We start from the raw sequence: 19,782 nt of genomic DNA, 5'->3' as shown, positions 1-19,782 counted from the left end.
ATGAATTCGCTGTGGCTGGTTTGTCCTTGCCGCCGGTTATGAGCCGAAAACAAGCGCTGGCTAAACTCTTTCGCCCGTTTAAAAATATGCATGGCTAGGTAACTGGGTTTATATCCTCCTCCAGGGTCAGAGTTTCTGACCAAACCTACCATTAAAGAGGCGCCTTAAGTGGCGCCTCTTTTTTTGTTGAACAACAGAGTCTGTGGCCAAACCCAGGGCCATCTCATCTAATTTTAAAGAATAATCTCGCGCAAAAACCCTTTGCGTCTTTGCGGCTTGGCGCAAGGTAATGTCTTTTAACATATTGAAAGTATAGCACAATTAGATAAGATAGCCCTGTGGCCAAACCCTATTTTAACCGCTGATTGAAAGTCTTTGTACCAGCATGAAAGAAACCAAGACTAGAATAAACCATGGAAATTAGGCCACAGACTCTACAGATATTCCTTAAAAAAATTGCAAAGAAAAAAGGCAAGTTCATAACACAGAATCGTAAAAAATAATTTGCCAACGACAAGCCTTACTGTTAGAGATTTTAATATAGGTAGAAATTTCCTCAACAATTAAGAGGATAATCCAAAACACTGGTCCCAGTTCCAACAAGGGCTTGCCAGGATGTGGATTTATCTGTGGAGGTAGATCATTTGCATCTAGAGAAAAAAATTAGCCAGACCCAAAAAATATTCGAACAGGTCTATGCCAGGTTCGCCCCTGATAAGATAGCGGTAGCCTGGACAGGAGGCAAAGACTCTACCACAGTACTCTGGCTGTGGAAAAATTTCCTAAGAAAAAAAGAATATGGAGCAAACCCCAAGGCCTTAAACGTGGATACAGGGCTAAAATTTCCTGAAATCATAAAATTTAGAGATCACCTTCAGGCCAACTGGAAGATTGACCTTATAATTGCCCGGCCCGAAGTGACCTTGGAAACCTACCCCATTGCCCAAAACAAGGTTGCCTGCTGTCGAGATTTAAAAATAATTCCTCTGCAAAAAGCGGTTAGAGCTCATGGTTTGACCACCTTACTCACAGGACTTCGTTTTGATGAACACCCATCAAGAGAAAAAAGAGACTATTTTGAACAAAGAAAGGACCCTGAATATATGCAGGTCAACCCTATCCTACATTGGCGCGAGATGGATATCTGGTCATATATCATGCAGGAAAATCTTCCTTATTGCTTTCTGTATGAGCAGGGATATCGATCCTTGGGTTGTAAGCCCTGTACCCGTCTTCCAGAAGGTGAAGGAGAAAGATCGGGCAGGGACAAGGAAAAAGAAGACCAACTATCTGTACTAAACAGCCTGGGGTATTTTTAGGACTGAGTAGTACCAGATGCTCATGCAAAAACTTAGGTTTTTGCATGAAATTTTGAATGTTGAGTTTTAAATGCTGAATTATCTTAATCGGTTGTGTTTGCCATGTTTTTATTAAAATTATTTCGACTTGTTACAATTGCATTTAATTTTCCCTGTTATCAAAAACACGCTTTGTTTTGCGCTCTGACCTTGGCAAAGACTTATAGGGCAGCAACTCTACCCCGACACTAACCATCAGCTGTCCTTTTATTCTTTGTTGCACATCTTTAACAAGCTTAACATCTAAACTACTGTCTATGCCTTCAGCTCGTTCCACTTTAATCAGCATATAATCTCTGCCATCATTCTTTCTTTCCAGTATGATCTGATACTCGCTGCCCAACCCTTTAATCTCTGATAGAATATGGTCTATTTGAGCGGGATAAATGTTTACCCCCCTGAAGATAATCATGTCGTCTGACCGGCCCAATATTCGATCATGCCTGGGCATAATACAACCACATGGGCAGTCTCCACTCAACAACCTTGTCAAGTCTCTGGTACGATAACGAATAAGTGGCACAGCCTCCTTACGCAAGGTGGTCACCACCATCTCGCCTGTCTCTCCTTCAGGAACTGGCTCCAATGTCTCGGGATCAATGATCTCAATGATATAATAATCGGCCCAGTAATGAATCCCATTATGGCAGACACATTCCAGTCCTGTGCCCGGGCCATACAACTCTGTCATGCCAGGAATATCAAACATATGCTCAAGACCAAGTAATTCCTGGATACGTTTTCTCATGGCATCGCTAGAGCGCTCAGAGCCAAAGATCATTTTCTTCAGACTAATTTTATCTTTTATCCCTCGCCTGTTCACCTCTTCTGCCAAAAGAAGCCCCATTGATGCAGTGCAGCAAATAACAGTGCTTTGAAAATCGATCAGAAACTGGCATTGCAAATCCAGGTTGCCAGGCCCTACAGGCAAAGCCAGGGCTCCAAATCTTTCACAGGCTGCCTGAAAACCAGCTCCTGCTGTCCAAACGCCATAGCCTACAGCTATCTGTACTCTGTCTTCAGGGTTGAGCTCAGCCATTTCAAAACAACGCGCAAAAAAATGAGTCCAGTCATCTATATCTTTTTTTGTATAACAAAGCACCTTCCTCTTGCCAGTAGTACCAGACGAAGCATGAATACGCACTACATCCTTTAACGGCACAGCAAGAAGTGGGAAGGGATAGCCATCCTGAAGGTCTTTAGCTGTTGTAAAGGGAAGTTTTTGTAGATCCGCTAAACTTTGTATATCTTCTGGACGAACTCCAGCCTCGTCCATTTTCTTTCTGTAATCCTTCGAACCTTGATAAGCATGCTGTACTGTCCATTTCAATCCCTGAAGCTGCAGTTCTTGCAATTCCTCAATAGATTTAATCTCTGGCATAAAAGTTCTGGTCATAAATAACACTCCTTACTTAAACCTAAACCTAAATTCAGCGATTCTGTGACTTATGTGGATTATTATAGATTCTAAATCCGAACTTCGATATCCGGATTTTAAATTTACTCTATGCAAAAGGAACTAAAACACTTTCCGGAAAAAATCGCTCAATTCAGGTTAAATTTATTATCCATTAACCCAACCAGGCAACAGGGTCACAATTTCAGGAAAAATTATAAGAAGGATGATACACAAAATACAGGGCAACAAGAAAATACTCGCGCTTTTATAAATAATGCTCAGGTCGATTTCAGGCGCAAGGGCCTTGACCACATAGATGTTCACCCCGACTGGCGGCGTTATGGCCCCCATGGTGGTAACCATGGTCAAAAGTATGGAATACCAGACAGGGTCAAAACCAAGCTTTATCCCTAAGGGGAAAAAGATAGGAATAGTTAAGACCAGGAAGCCTAAAGAATCTATAAAACAACCGCCTATGAGATAAATAAGCAACACAAAAGTCAAAATAATATAGGGCGAGACAGGCAGAGAAGCTGCAAACTCTGCTACTGCAAAAGGCAACCTGGTGATGGCCAGGAAACGTCCAAAAATAATCGCTCCTGTGATCAGGAAAAAAACCATGCTGGAAATCTTCACTGTTTCGACAACGGAATGAACAAATCCCTTCCAGGATAGGCTACGCGTGGCAAGTGCTAAAATCAGGGTAAAAAATACACCAACTGCACCTGCTTCCGTAGGAGTAAACAGGCCTGCATACAACCCACCAATGACTATAGTAAAAATTATCACGGCTTCGATAACACCGGCCAATGATTTTATTCTTTCTTTCCAGGAGGCTTTAGGCCCGGCCGGACCCAATTCAGGATTAAGACGGCAGATAAGAAAAATTGTAAGGACAAATAAGGATCCTAGAAGCAAAGCAGGCAATACACCACCAAGAAAAAGCTTGATTATTGATTGCTCCGTCTGAAGGCCGATAATAATTAAAACTACGCTAGGCGGCATAAGTGTCCCCAGTGTGCCGCCGGTTACTATTGTCCCACTGCTAAGTCTTGTATCATAATTATATTTACTCATTTGAGGCAGGGCTACTGTACCCATGGTGGCTGCTGTAGCTGTGTTGGAGCCACAGATAGCTGCGAATAGTTCATCTGCGCCTATGGTGGCAATTGCCAGGCCTCCGGGCCAGTGGCCAAACCATTTATAAGCCGCATTATACAATCTTTCCGCAATGCCCGAATTAAAAGCCAGGTAACCTAGAAAAATAAAAAGAGGAATTACTGTAAGGCCATAACTTGAAAATGTAGACCAGATTTCTGATCCTACCATGGTAACGGCAGCCTTTAAGGAGATCACGTACCAGAAACCGCAAAATCCCACCACAGCCATGGCAAATCCAACTGGCATGGCCAGAAAAAAAAGTGCCACTAAAAGAAAAGCTATTCCGATAATACCTATTAGCGTCAGGTCCATAATTAAATTTTGAGTTTTAAGTTCCGGGTTGTGAATGGTGGACAGGAGCAAACAGCTACATCCCTGCTTCCCAGTATTGTTGAATCCCACTTTGCGGGTCTGAGTTCGGCAATGTTTAACAGGATAATGTCTTACTATTTCCCTGTTTCTTCGTTTCTCCGTTTGAGTATGGATTTCAAGAAATCAACCAGAAAAACAAGAGAAAGAACAAAACAACCTAATGCCACCCCATAGGTAAATGGATAATAAATAATCCGCAAAGTCTCGGAAAGCTCACCGGTCTGCCGCAGGGTGGCTGCATATTCGGCAATCTGCCAGGCAACAAAGCCAAAAAAAATCATGCAGATAAAATAATTTATCATATTCAAAAAATTACGCATTCTTTTGGGGAACCTGAGAACAAGTACATCAACTGCGATATGACCTCGCCTTACCTGAGTGTAACCAAGGGCAAAAGCTGTTAGAACAGCGCTCAGATAGCCCATTAGCTCAAAAGTGCCTGGAATTGGTCTGCCAAACATGCGCAAAAACACATTGGAGCATGTCAAAATGGTTACAGCTAGTAAAAGACAACCTGATATCGCCAATAAAACTCTGTTTAAATAGCAGATTGCCCTGTCAAGAATTGAATTTATTGATTTCATGGCATTTTCAAAGGGGCGAACCTATGTGTTCGCCCCACTTTTTGCAGGTATACCTTTAACGTTGTACTCTACTCGTATTTTTTAATCATGCTCTTTATGTCTTCAACAATTTGAACGGCAGGAAGACCTTTTACTGTCATATCCTTGATCCACTGATCTACAATTGGGTCCAGAAGCTTATCCCATCTGGCTTTTTCTTCCTTGCTAAGCTTGATAATTTCAACTCCCTGTGTCTTTTGTGACCATTCAAGAGCTTCAGCTACATGGTTATCCATATAAGTACCGGTCCATATACATTGCTCTCTACCTAAGTCCTCCATGACTTTTTGCACATCTTTTGGCAGTCTGTTCCAGGAATCCATATTCATAACAACAGCAAAAGGATATACAGCAGTGTTGGTGATTGTCACATACTTACAAAGTTCGGCGAACTTAAAATCTTTCAGTACTTCAAGAGAAGAAAATAATCCCTTGACCACGCCTTTTTGCAAGGCTTCCGGAGTCTCTGGCATGGGCATTCCCACGCGGTTCGCTCCCCACGCTTTCAATATCTGGGCTGCTCCGCCGGAGGCACGCAAGGGAACGCCTTTTATATCCTCTAAAGTTCTGATGGGAATTTTAGACATAATGTTAGAAGGAGCGGTAGTAAACATGGTCAGCACCTTTACTTTGGCAAAAGACCTCGGAGTATATTTTTTATATAACTCCCATAAAACAAGACTTGCTACCCTGGAATTAGGAAGACCCAGAGGCAAAGAAATAGCATTAGTGATAGGGAAACGTCCTGGCTGATAGGCCATACAAAGACAACCAATATCTGCTGTACCTGCAATAACCCCGTCCATCATGCCCTTGGCCTTGAGCAAGGTGCCGCCAGGATATGTCTGAATAAGAACTTTGCCTTTAGTGCGCTCTTCAACCTTTCTTTTCCACTCCTCCATCTGAACACAAGGAAAAGTAGGAGCTGGTGGAAAATTAGCATAATTCAAGACAATTGGCCCACCGGCCATGACAGGTACAGGCATGTAAAAACAAAACATTGACAGGAAAAAAAACAAGCCCAATACAAAAGACCCTAGTTTTCTGCTCACTTATCCTACCTCCTAATTAAATCTAGACAATGCAATGCTGAATTTGTGATCTCAATAGTTTAGCCTTATTTAAAATCAGCAGTCAATACGTAAAAAGACAAGAAAGAGGATAGCCTCATAAAATTCTTAGCTAGAGGCTATGAATAGCAAAGTCTGGATGAGAAAAATATATGTTGGTGCGACTGTAAAAAGTCTACAGTGTATCGGAGAGGGAAATTAGAGGTAAAGGCCAGGCATTTGGAGGGTTGAGTTTTTTAAATACTATAAGCAACATATGCAATTTGCTCTGTTTCTCAGTCCTAAATGCCTAAATAACTATGAGGACAGGGCAGGCTAATTCAGGGAAGAAGCAAAACTTTCTTCCCTACCTGTCAACTCAAGCAGCTTTTTAATCAATTACACTTTTGCAGGCACTGACGACCAGCTCTATGACCACCAGTTGTGCAGACCATATTCCGACCGCTATTTTTAGCTAAATACAACGCCTCGTCAGCCCGATTAATGAGCACGTCAGCTGGTGTGAACGGATCTGGCCTTAAAGACGCAACCCCGATGCTGGCGGTAACATTAAACCTTTTACCCTGAAATGAAAAAATTATTTTCTGAATATTCTGACGAATTCTCTGAGCCAGAAGCCAAGCATCTTCTTCACTAGTCTCTGGCAAAAGTAACACGAATTCTTCGCCCCCATACCGGGCCACAAAATCAGTCTCCCGAACTGTATTTTTCAAAAGCCTGGCAATCCTTTGCAAAACCATATCCCCGGCCAAGTGACCATAAGTATCATTGATCTTCTTAAAATAATCCAAATCTAACATAAGCAAACTCAAACTATGGCCATGGCGCTGATGTCTCTTCAACTCCAACCTTAGTCTTTTGTCAAAAGATTGACGATTATAAACTCTGGTCAGGCCATCATGATCAGCCTGAATACGCACTTTTTTATATTTTAAGGCATTCCGGATGGCCAATCCCAGATGATTACCCGCACTTTGTAAAATCTGAACCTGATCTCGTCCCAGGTTGGAAGCCTGACTGGTAACCACTGCCAAGGCCCCAAAAGTTTTCTGGCCAATTTTTAAAGGGATCAGAATCAATTGCCATGTTTGCGGCTTCAATAAGCAATCATCCACTTTGTATGCTAGATAATTGACCTGATAATTTTTTATCATTTTCTGATTAAATCTTTGGCTGGCCTGTAAAAGATATTCAATCCACTTTTGCTCCAATCCTGGAGAAGTAGAGGGCAGATAGATCTGAGCCTCCAGGTCATTTTCTTCCTGCCAAAACACCCCTAAAAGCGCTTTGGTATCCAGAACTGCATCAAACTCTTTCCGGGCCATGTCTAAAATCTCGGACACATCCAGACTCAAAGTAGCCTTAGCTAAAATACGATTTAAAAATGCCAGTTGTTCATTTTTCCTGGCCAAAAGTTCTCTTTCCAAGGCAATTTCTCTGGCCATATGGTATAGGTCAAGATATAAATTATGTACTTCTGCGACCCTATTCTTGAAATAAGTTAACTTTTTTCTGTTTACAGGGAGATATAAATAGCCCAAAAAATTTTCGGGCGGTGGAAAGTCATAAGCATCCAAGGAAATTCTTTCAGTAACCACCAAGACCACTTGAATACTTAAGTCGCCTCCAAAAATGTCCAAGGTGGAAATATTTTCCCACTTCTCAACGGGTAGAAAAAATACTGCCGGACAATTAGGACCTGATTCCTGATTAATTTTTTCCAGTTCCTTTAAGCTAACTATCCGGCAGCCTGATGGACAATTTTGCTCAAACTGCTTTTCAATGTCAGCAGGGATATCTAACAAAAGAAAATAAATATCTTTATTTTCTCGATTCATACTTGCCCTCCTTTTCCTACTCAGATAAAGTAATTCCAGCAATTTACATACCAGGCTGTGAGTGAGTTGCTGCATTTACATTTTCCAAGTCCATTCACGAAGCGAAGAAGAATAAGGAAAAAACGTATCGTTAAGGATGACATGAGAAAACGCTGCGTATCTTAGTCCTGAGTCGTAAGTTTTGACTAAGCCAAACCCTAGCCCCCTCACTCCAATACTTATACGCATGCTACCCAGGGCAGAAAGAATTGACTGTTTAAGCAAAGTTATTGACAGATAAAAAATTATGGAACAAAAAATTTGGGCATCTCTTGACCCCTTTTTTGAAGCCGGGCCTATTCTAGGTCGCAAAATTGCCAATAGTTCTTTCTTGAAAGCTCTGCTCAAAACCGATCCTTTTGATGAATATCACTTTTTTTTGCCCGACCTGAAAACCATTAACCACCTAAAAGACTTTATTCGCCAATCCCTTCCCACATTGACAGGCAAAGTGCGCATTTATCCCCGATTAAAACTCTTAAGGGCCCTGCAAAAGTATAACTATTTTTGCTTTCACTTATCAGACTGCATCAATTATCCAGCAGGGCTCTCCAGGCTGCGCAATAGATTCAGTTCCACTATCTTTCCCATTACCAGTATGATCCACTCTCTAAGCTATCAGCATTACAGCCTCTATTTCTTTCGCCATCTCTGGCCGGGATGCACAGCCCGGGACGCGCTGGTTTGCTCATCAAGTAGTGGCAAAGAAGTTATTCAAAAATATTATAACCATTTACGCACATCCTATAACCTTAGCATCGATTTCAAAGAACCGTCTCTTTTCACCATTCCGCTAGGTCTTTTTACGGATGAATTTCTTCCTTTGGACCCTGAAAATAAAAAACTCATCCGTCATGAACTTGGACTCTCGGAAGAAAAAGTATCCTTGGTCTTTTTAGGCCGCATCTCTCATTATTCCAAAATGGACTTCTTGCCTCTTTTGCGAGCCATACAGGAAGTCTTTACGGCAGGAGTCAAAAAAGAGGAAATAACTCTGATTCTGGCCGGGTGGGTGAATGAGGAAGAAGATTTTCTTGAGCCTCTTAAAAACTTAAGTCAAAATATTGGCCTGACACTAAAAATATTTCCCCGGCCAGATGAAACCCTGAAGAAAAAAATCCTGGCCCAGGGGGACATTTTTATTTCTCTGGCTGACAACTACCAGGAGACCTTTGGCCTGACTATTTTAGAGGCCCAGGCCATGGGCCTTCCTGTAATTGTCTCTGATTTTGATGGATACAAAGAACTCGTTCAAGACCAAAAAAGCGGCTTTCTCGTTCCTACCTATGGTCCATCCTCTCAGGACTGGCTCTGCGACCTGGCTCCCCTTATTTTTGATAATCAGTCGCACCTATTAATGGCTCAAAATGTAGTGGTCGATATGCCTGCTTTGGTCAAAAACCTGCTAACCTTGATCCAAAACAAGGAACTGAGGATCAAGATGGGTGAATTTGGCTCTATGTTTGTTCGTCAGCACTTTGATTGGTCTAAAATAATCTTGTCCTATCTGAACCTATGGAAAAATCTTTGGAATCAAAAAATAGAACCAGAGCAAAAAGCAGTACCTCATCCTTTGAACACTCCTTATCCTGAAATATTCTCCCATTATCCCAGCCGAATTTTAAATGAAAATGAACTCGTCAAGTGGAGCAAATTGGGACAACGCATCTATAAAGGGCAAGATTTTCCTGTCGTGTATGCCGGGGTTAATGAATTTATCCAGGAAGATTGCTTGCGCATGCTCTTATTTTTGACCCGAGGCCCCATCAGCATAAAGAAACTGGTGCTTAGACTTTGCGCAGCCAAGGAGTTAAACAGTGAGATGGCCAAATATTTGATTTTCTGGAGTCTGAAACAGGGCCTTTTGGAGTTGATAAACTAAGAGGTAAAGGGTAAGGATTAAGATGTAGGGACGCATTTCATACGCCCCAGGGGTAATTTTAAGATGGCAAAAAAAAGCAGCGAATTTGAAAAAAACCTGCAAAAATTACAAAAGATAGTCGAGCAATTAGAGCAAGGGGACCTGCCACTGGAAAAGGGAGTAGATTTATTTAAACAAGGACTTTCCCTGGTTAACTCTTGCCGCCAGCAACTGGAAAAAGCCAAACATGAAGTAAGCGTTTTCATCCAGGAAACTGAACAAGACAAGGAAGAGTGATAAGTAGAGAAATGAAGGGTAATAACAATGAACTTTAAAGAAGAGCTGAAAGTTTATACTCAGGAGGTAAACTTCTACCTTTCCCAATGTGTCAAAGGTCAAGGGATTCCCTGCGACCTGGTCAAAGCCATGGAATACAGTCTGCTGGCCGGAGGAAAACGCATCCGCCCGGTCCTTTGCCTAACCTGGGCCAAGATGCTTGGAGTTAATCTCGAACAGGTTTTGCCTTTTGCCTGCGGCATCGAACTCATCCACACATACTCCCTTATCCACGATGACCTGCCAGCCATGGACAACGATGATCTCCGCCGAGGCAAACCCACTAACCACAAAGTATTTGGCGAAGCTCTGGCAATTCTGGCTGGAGACGGACTTTTAACACATGCTTTTTCCCTGATGCTTTCCGCTCCCCTGCCCTCCCATTTGATTGTCTCAGCAACCCGGGAAATTGCTTGGGCATCCGGACCGGCAGGTATGGTGGGTGGTCAGGTTTTGGATATGCTCTATACCGGAAAAAATTTTCTTGACCTCAAGGAACTTCAAAAAATGCACCGCATGAAAACAGGTGCCCTGATCCGGGGATCCTGTGTCTCCGGGGCTATTCTTGCCAAATCTGCAGGAGCCGATGAAGATGATGAAAAAATGGCCCGAGAATATGGGCAGGCCATTGGGCTGGCCTTTCAGATCGTTGACGACATTCTAGATATTGTCGGTGATGAACAAGAACTGGGCAAACCCATTGGTAGCGACCAGGATCAGGGTAAAGTTACCTATCCTGCACTGCTGGGACTTACAAAAAGTCGTGAACTGGCCCAGGAATGCGCGCAAAAAGCTATAGCCAGTTTAGATAAATACACTGGCCGGGAAAAAGACTTTCTGGCCGAGTTGGCCCAATACATAGTTGATAGAGTTAATTAAGGCCAAAAAAAGAAAAATGTGGGCACTTAATCTTTTTACCTCTTGCCCCCTTACCCTTCTAACCCCCTAACCATTTTACTTTTTTTGCCTCTTACCCAACTTCTTGCCTTCCAACATCTTTCGGGGTAAACTATCTATTTTTCTTCAACCTAACTGCAAATAAAAGGTTTTTTACATCATGGCTCAAAGAAAACCACATATCTCTCTTGCTTCAGAACGTCTGATAAAAAGGGTCTTAAAACTCAATTTGGAGCAGTTCCGCTCGTGGCCTGAATCCGTCCAGGAATTGGCTTTAAGCCTGGCCGCGGAAATTTTCATTATCCGCTACAACCCCTTTATCAAGCCTGAACTGGTACGCCAAAGTGTCTGGTCCAGGCTGGAGACTGAAAAAAATACCCTTTCTTCAACCTATTATCAGATCATCTCAACCTGTCTGGAGAATTACTGGCGCGAATTTGAGCAAGACCAGGAATTTAAGAACAAGCTCATCAAAAGACTATCCTCTATCCTGCCTTCTGAAAACATTGGCCTGGCTCCCAACATAATTGCCGAATGTTCGACAGATGCCACTGATCTACGCATGGAACTGCCTTTAATGGTCCTTTTCCCGGAGACTACGGAACAGATACAGGAAATTACACGGCTTGCCAATGAAATGAATTTCGCCCTCATTCCCCGTGGGGGTGGTTCAGGTTTGACCGGAGGCGCTATTCCAGGGGCCCAGCGTTCTGTGATCTTAAGCATGAGCATGATGAAAAAAATCCTTTCCATCGATGAAAAGGATATGGTTTTATGCGCTCAAACCGGGGTCATTACCTTAGATGCCATCAAGGCCGCAGATGAAAAGGGACTGCTTTTTACTGTTGATCCTGCATCCAAGGCTGCTTCCTCTCTGGGCGGAAATGTCTCGGAAAATGCAGGAGGACCATTCGCCTTTGAATACGGCACAACTCTGGACAATATCTTAAGCTACAAAATGGTCTTGCCCTCCGGAGAACTCATTGAGGTAAAGCGCAAAGACCATCCTCGGCATAAAATTCTGCCCGATGAGACAGCTGTCTTTGAAATTTACAACGCCCAAGGTAAATTAAAAGAAGTAATCACACTAAAGGGCTCCGAAATCAGAACCCCAGGCCTGGGAAAAGACGTAACCAATAAATATTTAGGAGGGTTGCCTGGTATTCAAAAGGAAGGAGTGGACGGAGTCATCACTGAAGTCTGTTTTACCTTGCACCCGAAAATGTCTCTGTCCAAAGTCTTGTGTCTGGAATTTTTTGGCAAATCCATGCGCAACGCCATGCACGTCATCAAGGATGTAGTAGCGTTTCGTGACGAGATCAGACGAAATGGCGACCTGGTAAAGATTTCAGCCCTAGAAGAGTTCGGGACCAAATATGTCCAGGCCATTGATTACAAGACAAAATCCACCAGGTACGAAGGCCACCCCATTTCAGTGCTCATTCTCCAGCTGGATTCTAATGATGCCCAAGCCTTGGATGAGGCTGTGCAGAGAATAGTGGATATTGCCACCCCTTATGAAGGAGTGGATATTTTTGTGGCCAGAGATGAAAAAGAAGCTGAACACTTCTGGGAGGACAGGCATAAACTCTCGGCCATTACCAAACGCACCAGCGGATTTAAAATCAATGAAGATGTAGTCATCCCCCTGGAAGTAGTCCCTGAATTTTCTGATTTTATTGAAAATTTAAATCTTTACTATCTAGCTCTGGCCTACCGTAAGGCCCTGTTGAAAGTAAACAATCTCACAGGGGTGGATATTGATGATGAGTTCATTCACATGGAGTTGGATGTAACCTCGGATATCCTCAAAGGCAGGTTAACCAAAGATGAACTGCCGGAACAGGAACTGGAGCTACAGATAAGATTCTTTTTTCAGGATCTAAAATCCAGGTATCCAAAACTACAGAATGAATTAGAAGACATTTTAGAAAACCTCTTCCTGACCCGAATAATTATAGCCAATCACATGCATGCCGGTGATGGCAATTGCCATGTAAACATTCCTGTAAATTCCAATGACCGCGAAATGCTCCACCTGGCCGAAGAAGCCGCGTCTAAAGTATTTTCTGAGGTGTTACGTATTGGCGGTCAAATTTCAGGAGAACATGGCATTGGTGTAACCAAAATTGGCTACCTGGCCGAAGAGAAAATCAAGGCCCTACGGGAATATAAAAGGATTGTTGATCCAAATAATATTTTCAATCCCAATAAACTAACCCAGAAAGAAATTCCTGTTGAACCATATACCTTTTCTTTCAATCAACTTATTGAAGATATCAAAAAAACTGCCATTCCTGAAAAAGAAAAGATAATTAACTTACTAAAAGATATTCAAACTTGTTCAAGGTGTGGAAAATGTAAACAGGTTTGCCCGATGTTTCTGCCGCAAAAGAGACTTTTGTTCCACCCTCGGAACAAAAATATTACCCTGGGGGCACTAATAGAGGCTATTTATTACTCCCAGCTCTTGACCGGTGAACCAGACCCTGAACTTTTGGAACACTTACGCAAAATAATGGAGCACTGTACTGCGTGTGGCAAATGCACCTATGTCTGCCCGGTAAAAATTAATAATGCCCAGGTTGCCCTGGAATCACGCTCCTTTTTGGACTCCAAAAATGCCAGTGGCCATCCTTTAAAAAAGAAAATACTTCACTTTCTAAGCCAGGATCCTCAACAATTGTTGCCCAAAGCAGCCAAAGTGGCCAGCATTGGGCAACAAATTCAAAACAAAGTGGTTGGCTTTATCCCTGCTTCCTGGCGGCAGAAACTGGACAACCCTCTATTTCGAGGCAAAGGCCCGACAACTGAATATAAAAATCTGGCCGAAGCTCTTCATTTGGAGCAGGGGTCTGTTTTTGTCCCGGACCAAACACGAGTTACACAGGCTGTAATCTACTTTCCTGGCTGTGGTGCCGGCCTTTTTTACCGCTCCATTGGCCTGTCCGCGCTCTATCTTTTACTCAAATCCAATACCGCGGTTATACTGCCACCTGTCCACCTCTGTTGCGGCTACCCATTATTGGCTTCTGGTTGTACAGAGTCTTATCACAAGATAGCCCAGGAAAACAAAAAAATTCTCCAAGAGATAGTGTTAAAAAACTATTCCAGGGGCCTTGTTCCTAGCCATATTCTTACATCCTGTGGAACCTGCCGGGAAGGAATCAAAGACTACGACTTAAGTAGCCCTTCTTCATCCCTGGTTCAGATGGACGTGGTCCAGTATCTCTTGCAAAACCTGTCCATAAAGCCAGAAAATAGTCCGCAGACACTCATTTATCATCCAAGCTGCCACGCCGAGTGGTCAGGGACAAATCTAGCCAAGGCCGGGCAAATCTACGCCCAAAACCTGGGCGAATTCCTGAACAGCCAAGTTCGGATTAATCCCGGGTGCTGTGGTGAGAGTGGTATGGGAGCCTTGACCTCCCCTGAAATATATAACCGCATAAGAGACCAAAAAATTGAACGTCTGCGCGAAGTCTTACCCTCTTACTCCCAGAAGTTACCCATTTTAGTTGGCTGTCCTTCGTGTAAAATCGGAATCAAAAGGAGCCTCATGGAGTTAAAAGATAAGCATAGGGTTTTGCATACAGTCGAATTTCTGGCTGAACAAGTAGGTGGGCCAAAATGGAAGACAGAGTTTTTAAAGGCCCTCAAAAAAGGAAAAGTAAAAGATAACCAGAGAGTTATAAAATTGTAGGAAGTTGGGAAACTAAGAAGCTGGGAAGATGGGAAGTTATGAAATCAGGACACTCCATACTTCATTTGCCACCGTGTTCTCCAAACTTCTTATCTTCTCAATTTCTCATCTTCCTTCCTCTAAAAAAAATCATGCGCTATCTGGGTATTGATTTTGGAATAAAACGCGTCGGCTTGGCCATATCCGATCCTGAGGGACGTATGGCCTTTCCCCTGACCACCATTATCAGAACTACGCGTGATGAATTTTTTTCCCGGTTAATGCAACTAATTCGTGAAAAAAATATAGAAGCTATTGTCGTGGGCCTGCCCATAGGTCTTGATGGCCAGGAAACCTTGACAACCAGGCAGGTGCATAATTTTATTGCCAGCCTTAAACGACGCACCGCCATACCCATTCACACGGTCAATGAAGCCCTGACTTCCTATGAAGCTGAAAGTCGGCTAAAAAGACAAGGAATCAAAGGGAAAAAACGCAAAAAATATCTGGATGAGTTATCAGCAGTGCTGATTTTGGAATCATTTCTGAACAGGGCTTCACAGGGTTAATAAGTTATGATGTGGTGAACTTGAGAAGCATGGTTTTAAAACGATATGAACAAATTACGCTTGGTTCTTCTCTTTTGCCTGTTCCTGTCTGTAATTTTCCTTTCCACACTAATCTATGTATACCGGTCATGGACCCAGCCTCAGGCTGGATACGGCCCAGATAAGATTGTACACATAAAGCCCGGTCAATCTCTAAAAGAAGTTGCCGCCCTCCTTTATAACCAAAAAATCATTAAGCATCCACAAATTTTTATTCTTGGGGCCAAGTTGAACGGTGAGGCCCACAAGATCCAGGCCGGCCAGTTTAAACTCAGTCCTTCCTGGTCCTTAGCCAAAATTCTGGACCAGTTAACCAAAGGTTCTGAAGTGTTATATCCTCTTAGAATTCCGGAGGGTTTAACCTGGTGGCAAATTGGAAGATTAGTGGAAAAAAATGGTTTCTGTTCCTTTGACGAATTTGCCCGAAGTATTACAGAGCGCTCTTTTCTTGACCGTATGTCCATTCATGCGCCTTCGGCAGAAGGTTTTTTATTTCCGGAAACCTATTTTTTATCCAAATCCAAAAACTACAGCGGGCAAGAAATTGTTGGTATATTTATTCAAGAATTCTGGCAAAAGACCAGGGACCTGTGGACAGGCTTATCTTTTAATCAAATATATCAAAAGTTAATCCTGGCCTCGTTGGTAGAAAAAGAAACAGCACGGCCAGAAGAAAGAAAACGCATAGCCGGTGTTTTTTTTAATAGACTTAAGAAGGGAATGCTTTTACAGTGTGATCCTACCGTAATCTACGGGTTAGGGCCAAAATTTGATGGCAACCTGACTAAAAAGCACCTTCAAGATAAACAAAATGCATACAACACTTATACCCATAAAGGCCTGCCTCCTGGCCCAATCTGTTCGCCAGGCCTTGCATCCATAAAAGCGGCATTGAACCCGGAAAAACATAACTATCTCTATTTTGTGGCCAAAGGAGACGGCACTCACTTCTTTAGTTCAAGCCTTAAAGAACACAATATGGCCGTATATAAATATCAGATAAGAAGAAAGAGGTAAATATAGCTACATTATTCATCCAGCTTTTGGTGGGACCGAGTTTGACGAGACCGTGCAGATAGAGCCTGCTCCACTTTATCCATAAGTTCAGTCAGGTCGACAGACTTAACCACATAGTAATCCGCAGCAATAGACTTTACATCGTGCTGAAAACTGTCGTAGGCAGTGCAGAGAATGATTTTGACGTCCTGGTCTCTGGTGCGGATTTCCTGCAGGATATCCAGACCACACTTGTTGCCATCCAACTTAATATCTAAAATCACGACATCTGGCTCTTCCTTTTCGATGATTTTTAAAATATTATCACTCCCATTCGAGGTGATGACATCATAACCTTTATCTTCCAGTTCCTCTTGATAGAGCATACGGATGTGTAATTCGTCATCAATAACTAAAATTTTTCCCTTCATGACTTTCTCCTTTTAAGTTTTAACTATTAGCCCTGAGAGGATTAACTTATGAAAGTCTTTATCGAGCCTGAAAACAAAGAAATCGAGTTGCCCAGGAGGCCCAAGACAGTCCTCAGTCTTTTGAATAAATTAAATTTGCGCCCTACCCAAGCCTTGGTTATCCGCGATGGTCAACTTTTAACACCTGACAGACGCCTTTACCACAATGATAACATAACCATTCGTCTTGTTATTTCTAGAGGTTAAAAAAGAAATCATTACAAACGGCAAGATATACTCAATTTAACAGAGCCAAAGGATACAAAAAATGAAATGCAGAAGATGTCAAAAACAAGCTGTAGTGGCCTTGCCCAGCCATAACACCGCTTTTTGCGCAGACTGTTATCTACTGTTTTTTAAACGCCAGGTAGAAAAGGCCATCAAGGATCACAAACTCCTGACCCAAAATGATAAAGTCCTGGTAGCCATAAGTGGAGGCAAGGACTCTCTGGCCCTTACCTGGCAACTGGCCAATCTTGGCTATGATGTCACCGGCCTCCATATTGACCTGGCTATCCCGGATTCTTCTGAAAAGGCCAGGGAAATTACAACCAACTTTTGTAAAAAGTTTAACATTAAATTGAAAATTTTGGAAATAAAAAATGAAGGGTTGGCAATTCCGGAAGTCAAAAAAAGAATCAGGCGTCCTGTTTGCTCGGTATGTGGTCAAATCAAGAGGTATTATTTTAACAAATTTGCCCTGGACCATGGATTCACTGTCCTGGCCACAGGTCACAACTTAAACGATGAAGTGGCAAGACTGCTTTCGAACACCCTGCGCTGGGATACAGCCTACCTTAGTGACCAGGGGCCACTTCTCCCTGCTGAAAATGGCTTTATGCGCAAGGTCAAACCCTTGTATCGTTTGACAGAATTTGAAACTGCCAATTTGTGTTATCTGGTAGGAATTGAGTACGGTTTTACCCCCTGCCCGTATAGCTCCGGAGCCAGTTTTACCTATTATAAACAACTTCTGGACGAACTTGAATTTAACCAACCCGGTCGCAAACTCCAATTTTACGAAGGATTTTTAAAACGGGGACAAAAAGCCTTCAAGCTTCTGGAACAAAAACAGGGTCAGGAACTCAACCCATGCCCCGAATGTGGTTATCCTACCTCAGGGGAACTATGTGGTGTGTGCCGGATCAAGAAAATGATGGGTGTCATGAAGTAGGGGTAAAGTAGCCTCGGCTAATAATTATTGAAAAATGGTTGAGAGCATGCAAAAGAATATAAGCTTAAATATCTATAATTTACCATATCTTTTACTTACATTAGCTGTACTTTTCTGGTCTGGCAATTTTATTATAGGCCGGGCTGTACGCGCTGATGTGCCACCGGTTGCGCTGGCCTTTTGGCGTTGGTCCTGCGCATCGCTGCTGGTGCTTTGGCCGGCAATACCCCATTTAAAACGAGACTGGGACACGTTACGGAGCAACTGGCCTATACTGCTGCTTCTTTCGGCCATTGGTATCGCTTCGTTCAATACGTTGCTTTATATCGGCCTTCAGTGGACCATTGCAATCAACGCTTTCCTAATGCAGTCGATTATGCCAGTGCTGATCGTGGCCATGTCCTTCCTGATATTCCGGGAAAAAATTACTGTCATGCAAGGCATTGGTGTCGTGATCTCCTTAATCGGAGCCTTTATTATCATTGCGCAAGGCAACTTGAAGATGCTGAGTTCGCTGTCAATGAACCGTGGCGACGTCCTTATCTTCATCGCTGTGATCTCCTATGCTGGTTATTCAGTGATGTTGCGCAAGCGGCCCTCCGTACATCCGCTTAGCTTTCTGGCCACCACGTTCATTATCGGCTCACTGTTGCTGCTGCCTCTCTATTTGTGGGAGACCTTTACCATGCGCTCCATCTCCTTCAATCGCCCTACTCTACTGGCTATTGGCTATGTAGCGATTTTCCCATCGATTCTTTCCTACCTCTGCTATAACCGAGGTGTGGAACTTGTAGGGGCAAACCGCGCCGGGCTATTTATACATCTGATGCCCGTGTTTGGCAGCATTATGGCCATTATATTTCTGGGAGAATCCCTTCGATGGTTTCATGGTGCGGGCATTGTATTGATTGCGTTAGGAATCATTTTGTCAACCCGTAGCAAAACATAAAAGATTTAACTGCAAAAACTCAATTTTTTGACTTTTTGCAAACTTGTAATAGTTTAACACCTTAAAAACATTGAACTTTGAACCTTGAACTAAGCCTGCTAAAACAGCGAAGCGAAGTTTTTGCAAGCGTATCATAAAATATGGACACACTGCCCATTATCCAAATTGATTATCCGGACTGGCTAAAAAAATCAGTCCGGCTAAACCAGAATATTAACTCTGATGAAGAAAAAATGCACCTGGCCCTTTCCCTGGCCAAAGCCAATGTAGAAAACAATACAGGGGGTCCTTTTGGCGCTGCTATTTTTGAAATGAATAGTGGCAAGTTAGTCTCAGTAGGTATCAACCTCGTCACCTGGTCCAATTTAAGTGTACTCCACGCCGAAATCGTGGCCTTTCTCATGGCCCAAAAAAGAGTAGGTAGCTACTCTTTAGGCGATACTGGTGAATATGAACTCTTTTCATCCAGTGAACCGTGCGCCATGTGCCTAGGAGCAACGCTCTGGTCTGGGGTCAAGCGGATTGTTTTCGGGGCTTCAGGCAAAGCTGCCAGGGCCATTGGCTTTGATGAAGGGCCTGTTTTTGATAAATCCTGGCAGTATTTAAAAAATGCAGGGATTATAGTTGAAGAGGGGCTACTCGCAAAGGAAGCAGAGGAAATCCTGAAGCTTTATAAAGATAAGGGCGGTATTATTTATAATGGATGACTGTGCCTGCTCACCATCTTCTCTATCGCCTTCTCCATCTCAGCCACCTTTTTCTTAAACCCCGTCCTTGTTCCACTCCATTCCTTGGAAGCATTGCTTGGTAATTTACAGCCGTCAATGGCAAACATATCCCTGCCCAGGGCTATCTCATCTAAATAAGTCTTGCTTAATTTTTCAGGTAGGATAGTTAACCCAAGTTTCCAGTGTTGTTGAGTAAATAATCTAATATTTCAATGTGTTAA

General features: G+C 42.9%; 17 protein-coding genes. 11 read left to right on the top strand and 6 right to left on the bottom strand.

Annotation, left to right across the window (positions count from 1 at the left end; translation table 11 throughout):
- Nucleotides 1-644: 644 nt before the first annotated feature.
- Complete coding sequence (locus AC3WVG_RS08400; RefSeq protein ID WP_488797691.1) at nt 645-1,319, top strand: phosphoadenosine phosphosulfate reductase family protein; 675 nt, start codon at nt 645-647, stop codon at nt 1,317-1,319.
- 142 nt (nt 1,320-1,461) lie between these two features.
- On the opposite strand, the gene AC3WVG_RS08395 is transcribed toward AC3WVG_RS08400, so the two are convergent.
- The 5 genes from AC3WVG_RS08395 to AC3WVG_RS08375 all read right to left on the bottom strand — a co-directional run bounded on the left by AC3WVG_RS08395 (nt 1,462) and on the right by AC3WVG_RS08375 (nt 7,821).
- On the bottom strand, nt 1,462-2,754 hold the full coding sequence (locus tag AC3WVG_RS08395) for a phenylacetate--CoA ligase (RefSeq protein ID WP_488797690.1): 1,293 nt from the start codon (nt 2,752-2,754) through the stop codon (nt 1,462-1,464).
- A 168-nt stretch (nt 2,755-2,922) separates the two neighbouring features.
- Nucleotides 2,923-4,281, bottom strand: a complete 1,359-nt coding sequence (locus tag AC3WVG_RS08390) for a TRAP transporter large permease (RefSeq protein ID WP_488797689.1) — start codon at nt 4,279-4,281, stop codon at nt 2,923-2,925.
- Nucleotides 4,282-4,364: 83 nt separating this feature from the next.
- Nucleotides 4,365-4,874, bottom strand: a complete 510-nt coding sequence (locus tag AC3WVG_RS08385) for a TRAP transporter small permease (protein WP_488797688.1) — start codon at nt 4,872-4,874, stop codon at nt 4,365-4,367.
- Between the two features lie 68 nt (nt 4,875-4,942).
- The gene (locus tag AC3WVG_RS08380; RefSeq protein ID WP_488797687.1) at nt 4,943-5,965 is read right to left on the bottom strand and encodes a TRAP transporter substrate-binding protein; all 1,023 of its coding nucleotides are present in this window, start codon (nt 5,963-5,965) and stop codon (nt 4,943-4,945) included.
- A 392-nt stretch (nt 5,966-6,357) separates the two neighbouring features.
- The gene (locus tag AC3WVG_RS08375; protein WP_488797686.1) at nt 6,358-7,821 is read right to left on the bottom strand and encodes a GGDEF domain-containing protein; all 1,464 of its coding nucleotides are present in this window, start codon (nt 7,819-7,821) and stop codon (nt 6,358-6,360) included.
- Between the two features lie 286 nt (nt 7,822-8,107).
- Here AC3WVG_RS08375 and AC3WVG_RS08370 point away from each other — a divergent pair, with 286 nt between their 5' ends.
- From AC3WVG_RS08370 to mltG, 6 genes are all read left to right on the top strand, one after another.
- Entirely contained in the window at nt 8,108-9,742 is a 1,635-nt protein-coding gene (locus AC3WVG_RS08370; protein WP_488797685.1) for a glycosyltransferase family 4 protein, read from the top strand.
- A gap of 63 nt (nt 9,743-9,805) precedes the next feature.
- Nucleotides 9,806-10,018, top strand: a complete 213-nt coding sequence (gene xseB / locus AC3WVG_RS08365) for an exodeoxyribonuclease VII small subunit (protein WP_488797684.1) — start codon at nt 9,806-9,808, stop codon at nt 10,016-10,018.
- Nucleotides 10,019-10,045: 27 nt separating this feature from the next.
- The gene (locus tag AC3WVG_RS08360) at nt 10,046-10,936 is read left to right on the top strand and encodes a polyprenyl synthetase family protein (RefSeq protein ID WP_488797683.1); all 891 of its coding nucleotides are present in this window, start codon (nt 10,046-10,048) and stop codon (nt 10,934-10,936) included.
- A 178-nt stretch (nt 10,937-11,114) separates the two neighbouring features.
- Nucleotides 11,115-14,657 carry an FAD-binding and (Fe-S)-binding domain-containing protein gene (locus AC3WVG_RS08355; RefSeq protein WP_488797682.1) on the top strand — a complete coding sequence of 1,181 codons (3,543 nt, stop codon included), beginning with the start codon at nt 11,115-11,117 and terminating at the stop codon, nt 14,655-14,657.
- A 131-nt stretch (nt 14,658-14,788) separates the two neighbouring features.
- Nucleotides 14,789-15,205: a Holliday junction resolvase RuvX gene (gene ruvX / locus AC3WVG_RS08350; RefSeq protein WP_252380186.1), complete on the top strand. Its 417-nt coding sequence runs from the start codon at nt 14,789-14,791 to the stop codon at nt 15,203-15,205.
- A 45-nt stretch (nt 15,206-15,250) separates the two neighbouring features.
- Entirely contained in the window at nt 15,251-16,261 is a 1,011-nt protein-coding gene (mltG, locus tag AC3WVG_RS08345; RefSeq protein WP_252380107.1) for an endolytic transglycosylase MltG, read from the top strand.
- Between the two features lie 11 nt (nt 16,262-16,272).
- On the opposite strand, the gene AC3WVG_RS08340 is transcribed toward mltG, so the two are convergent.
- Nucleotides 16,273-16,671: a response regulator gene (locus AC3WVG_RS08340; RefSeq protein WP_252380108.1), complete on the bottom strand. Its 399-nt coding sequence runs from the start codon at nt 16,669-16,671 to the stop codon at nt 16,273-16,275.
- Nucleotides 16,672-16,719: 48 nt separating this feature from the next.
- Between AC3WVG_RS08340 and AC3WVG_RS08335 the strand changes: the two genes are divergently transcribed.
- From AC3WVG_RS08335 to AC3WVG_RS08320, 4 genes are all read left to right on the top strand, one after another.
- Nucleotides 16,720-16,917, top strand: a complete 198-nt coding sequence (locus AC3WVG_RS08335; protein ID WP_252380109.1) for a ubiquitin family protein — start codon at nt 16,720-16,722, stop codon at nt 16,915-16,917.
- 61 nt (nt 16,918-16,978) lie between these two features.
- On the top strand, nt 16,979-17,884 hold the full coding sequence (locus AC3WVG_RS08330) for a PP-loop family protein (protein ID WP_488797681.1): 906 nt from the start codon (nt 16,979-16,981) through the stop codon (nt 17,882-17,884).
- 46 nt (nt 17,885-17,930) lie between these two features.
- The gene (locus tag AC3WVG_RS08325; RefSeq protein WP_488797680.1) at nt 17,931-18,833 is read left to right on the top strand and encodes a DMT family transporter; all 903 of its coding nucleotides are present in this window, start codon (nt 17,931-17,933) and stop codon (nt 18,831-18,833) included.
- A gap of 140 nt (nt 18,834-18,973) precedes the next feature.
- On the top strand, nt 18,974-19,540 hold the full coding sequence (locus AC3WVG_RS08320) for a nucleoside deaminase (RefSeq protein WP_488797679.1): 567 nt from the start codon (nt 18,974-18,976) through the stop codon (nt 19,538-19,540).
- Nucleotides 19,541-19,782 lie beyond the last annotated feature (242 nt).

It is taken from the genome of Desulfovulcanus sp. (genome assembly GCF_982781345.1).
Note: the sequence above shows the minus strand (reverse complement) of the source record. Positions and strands in the feature narration are given on the sequence as shown.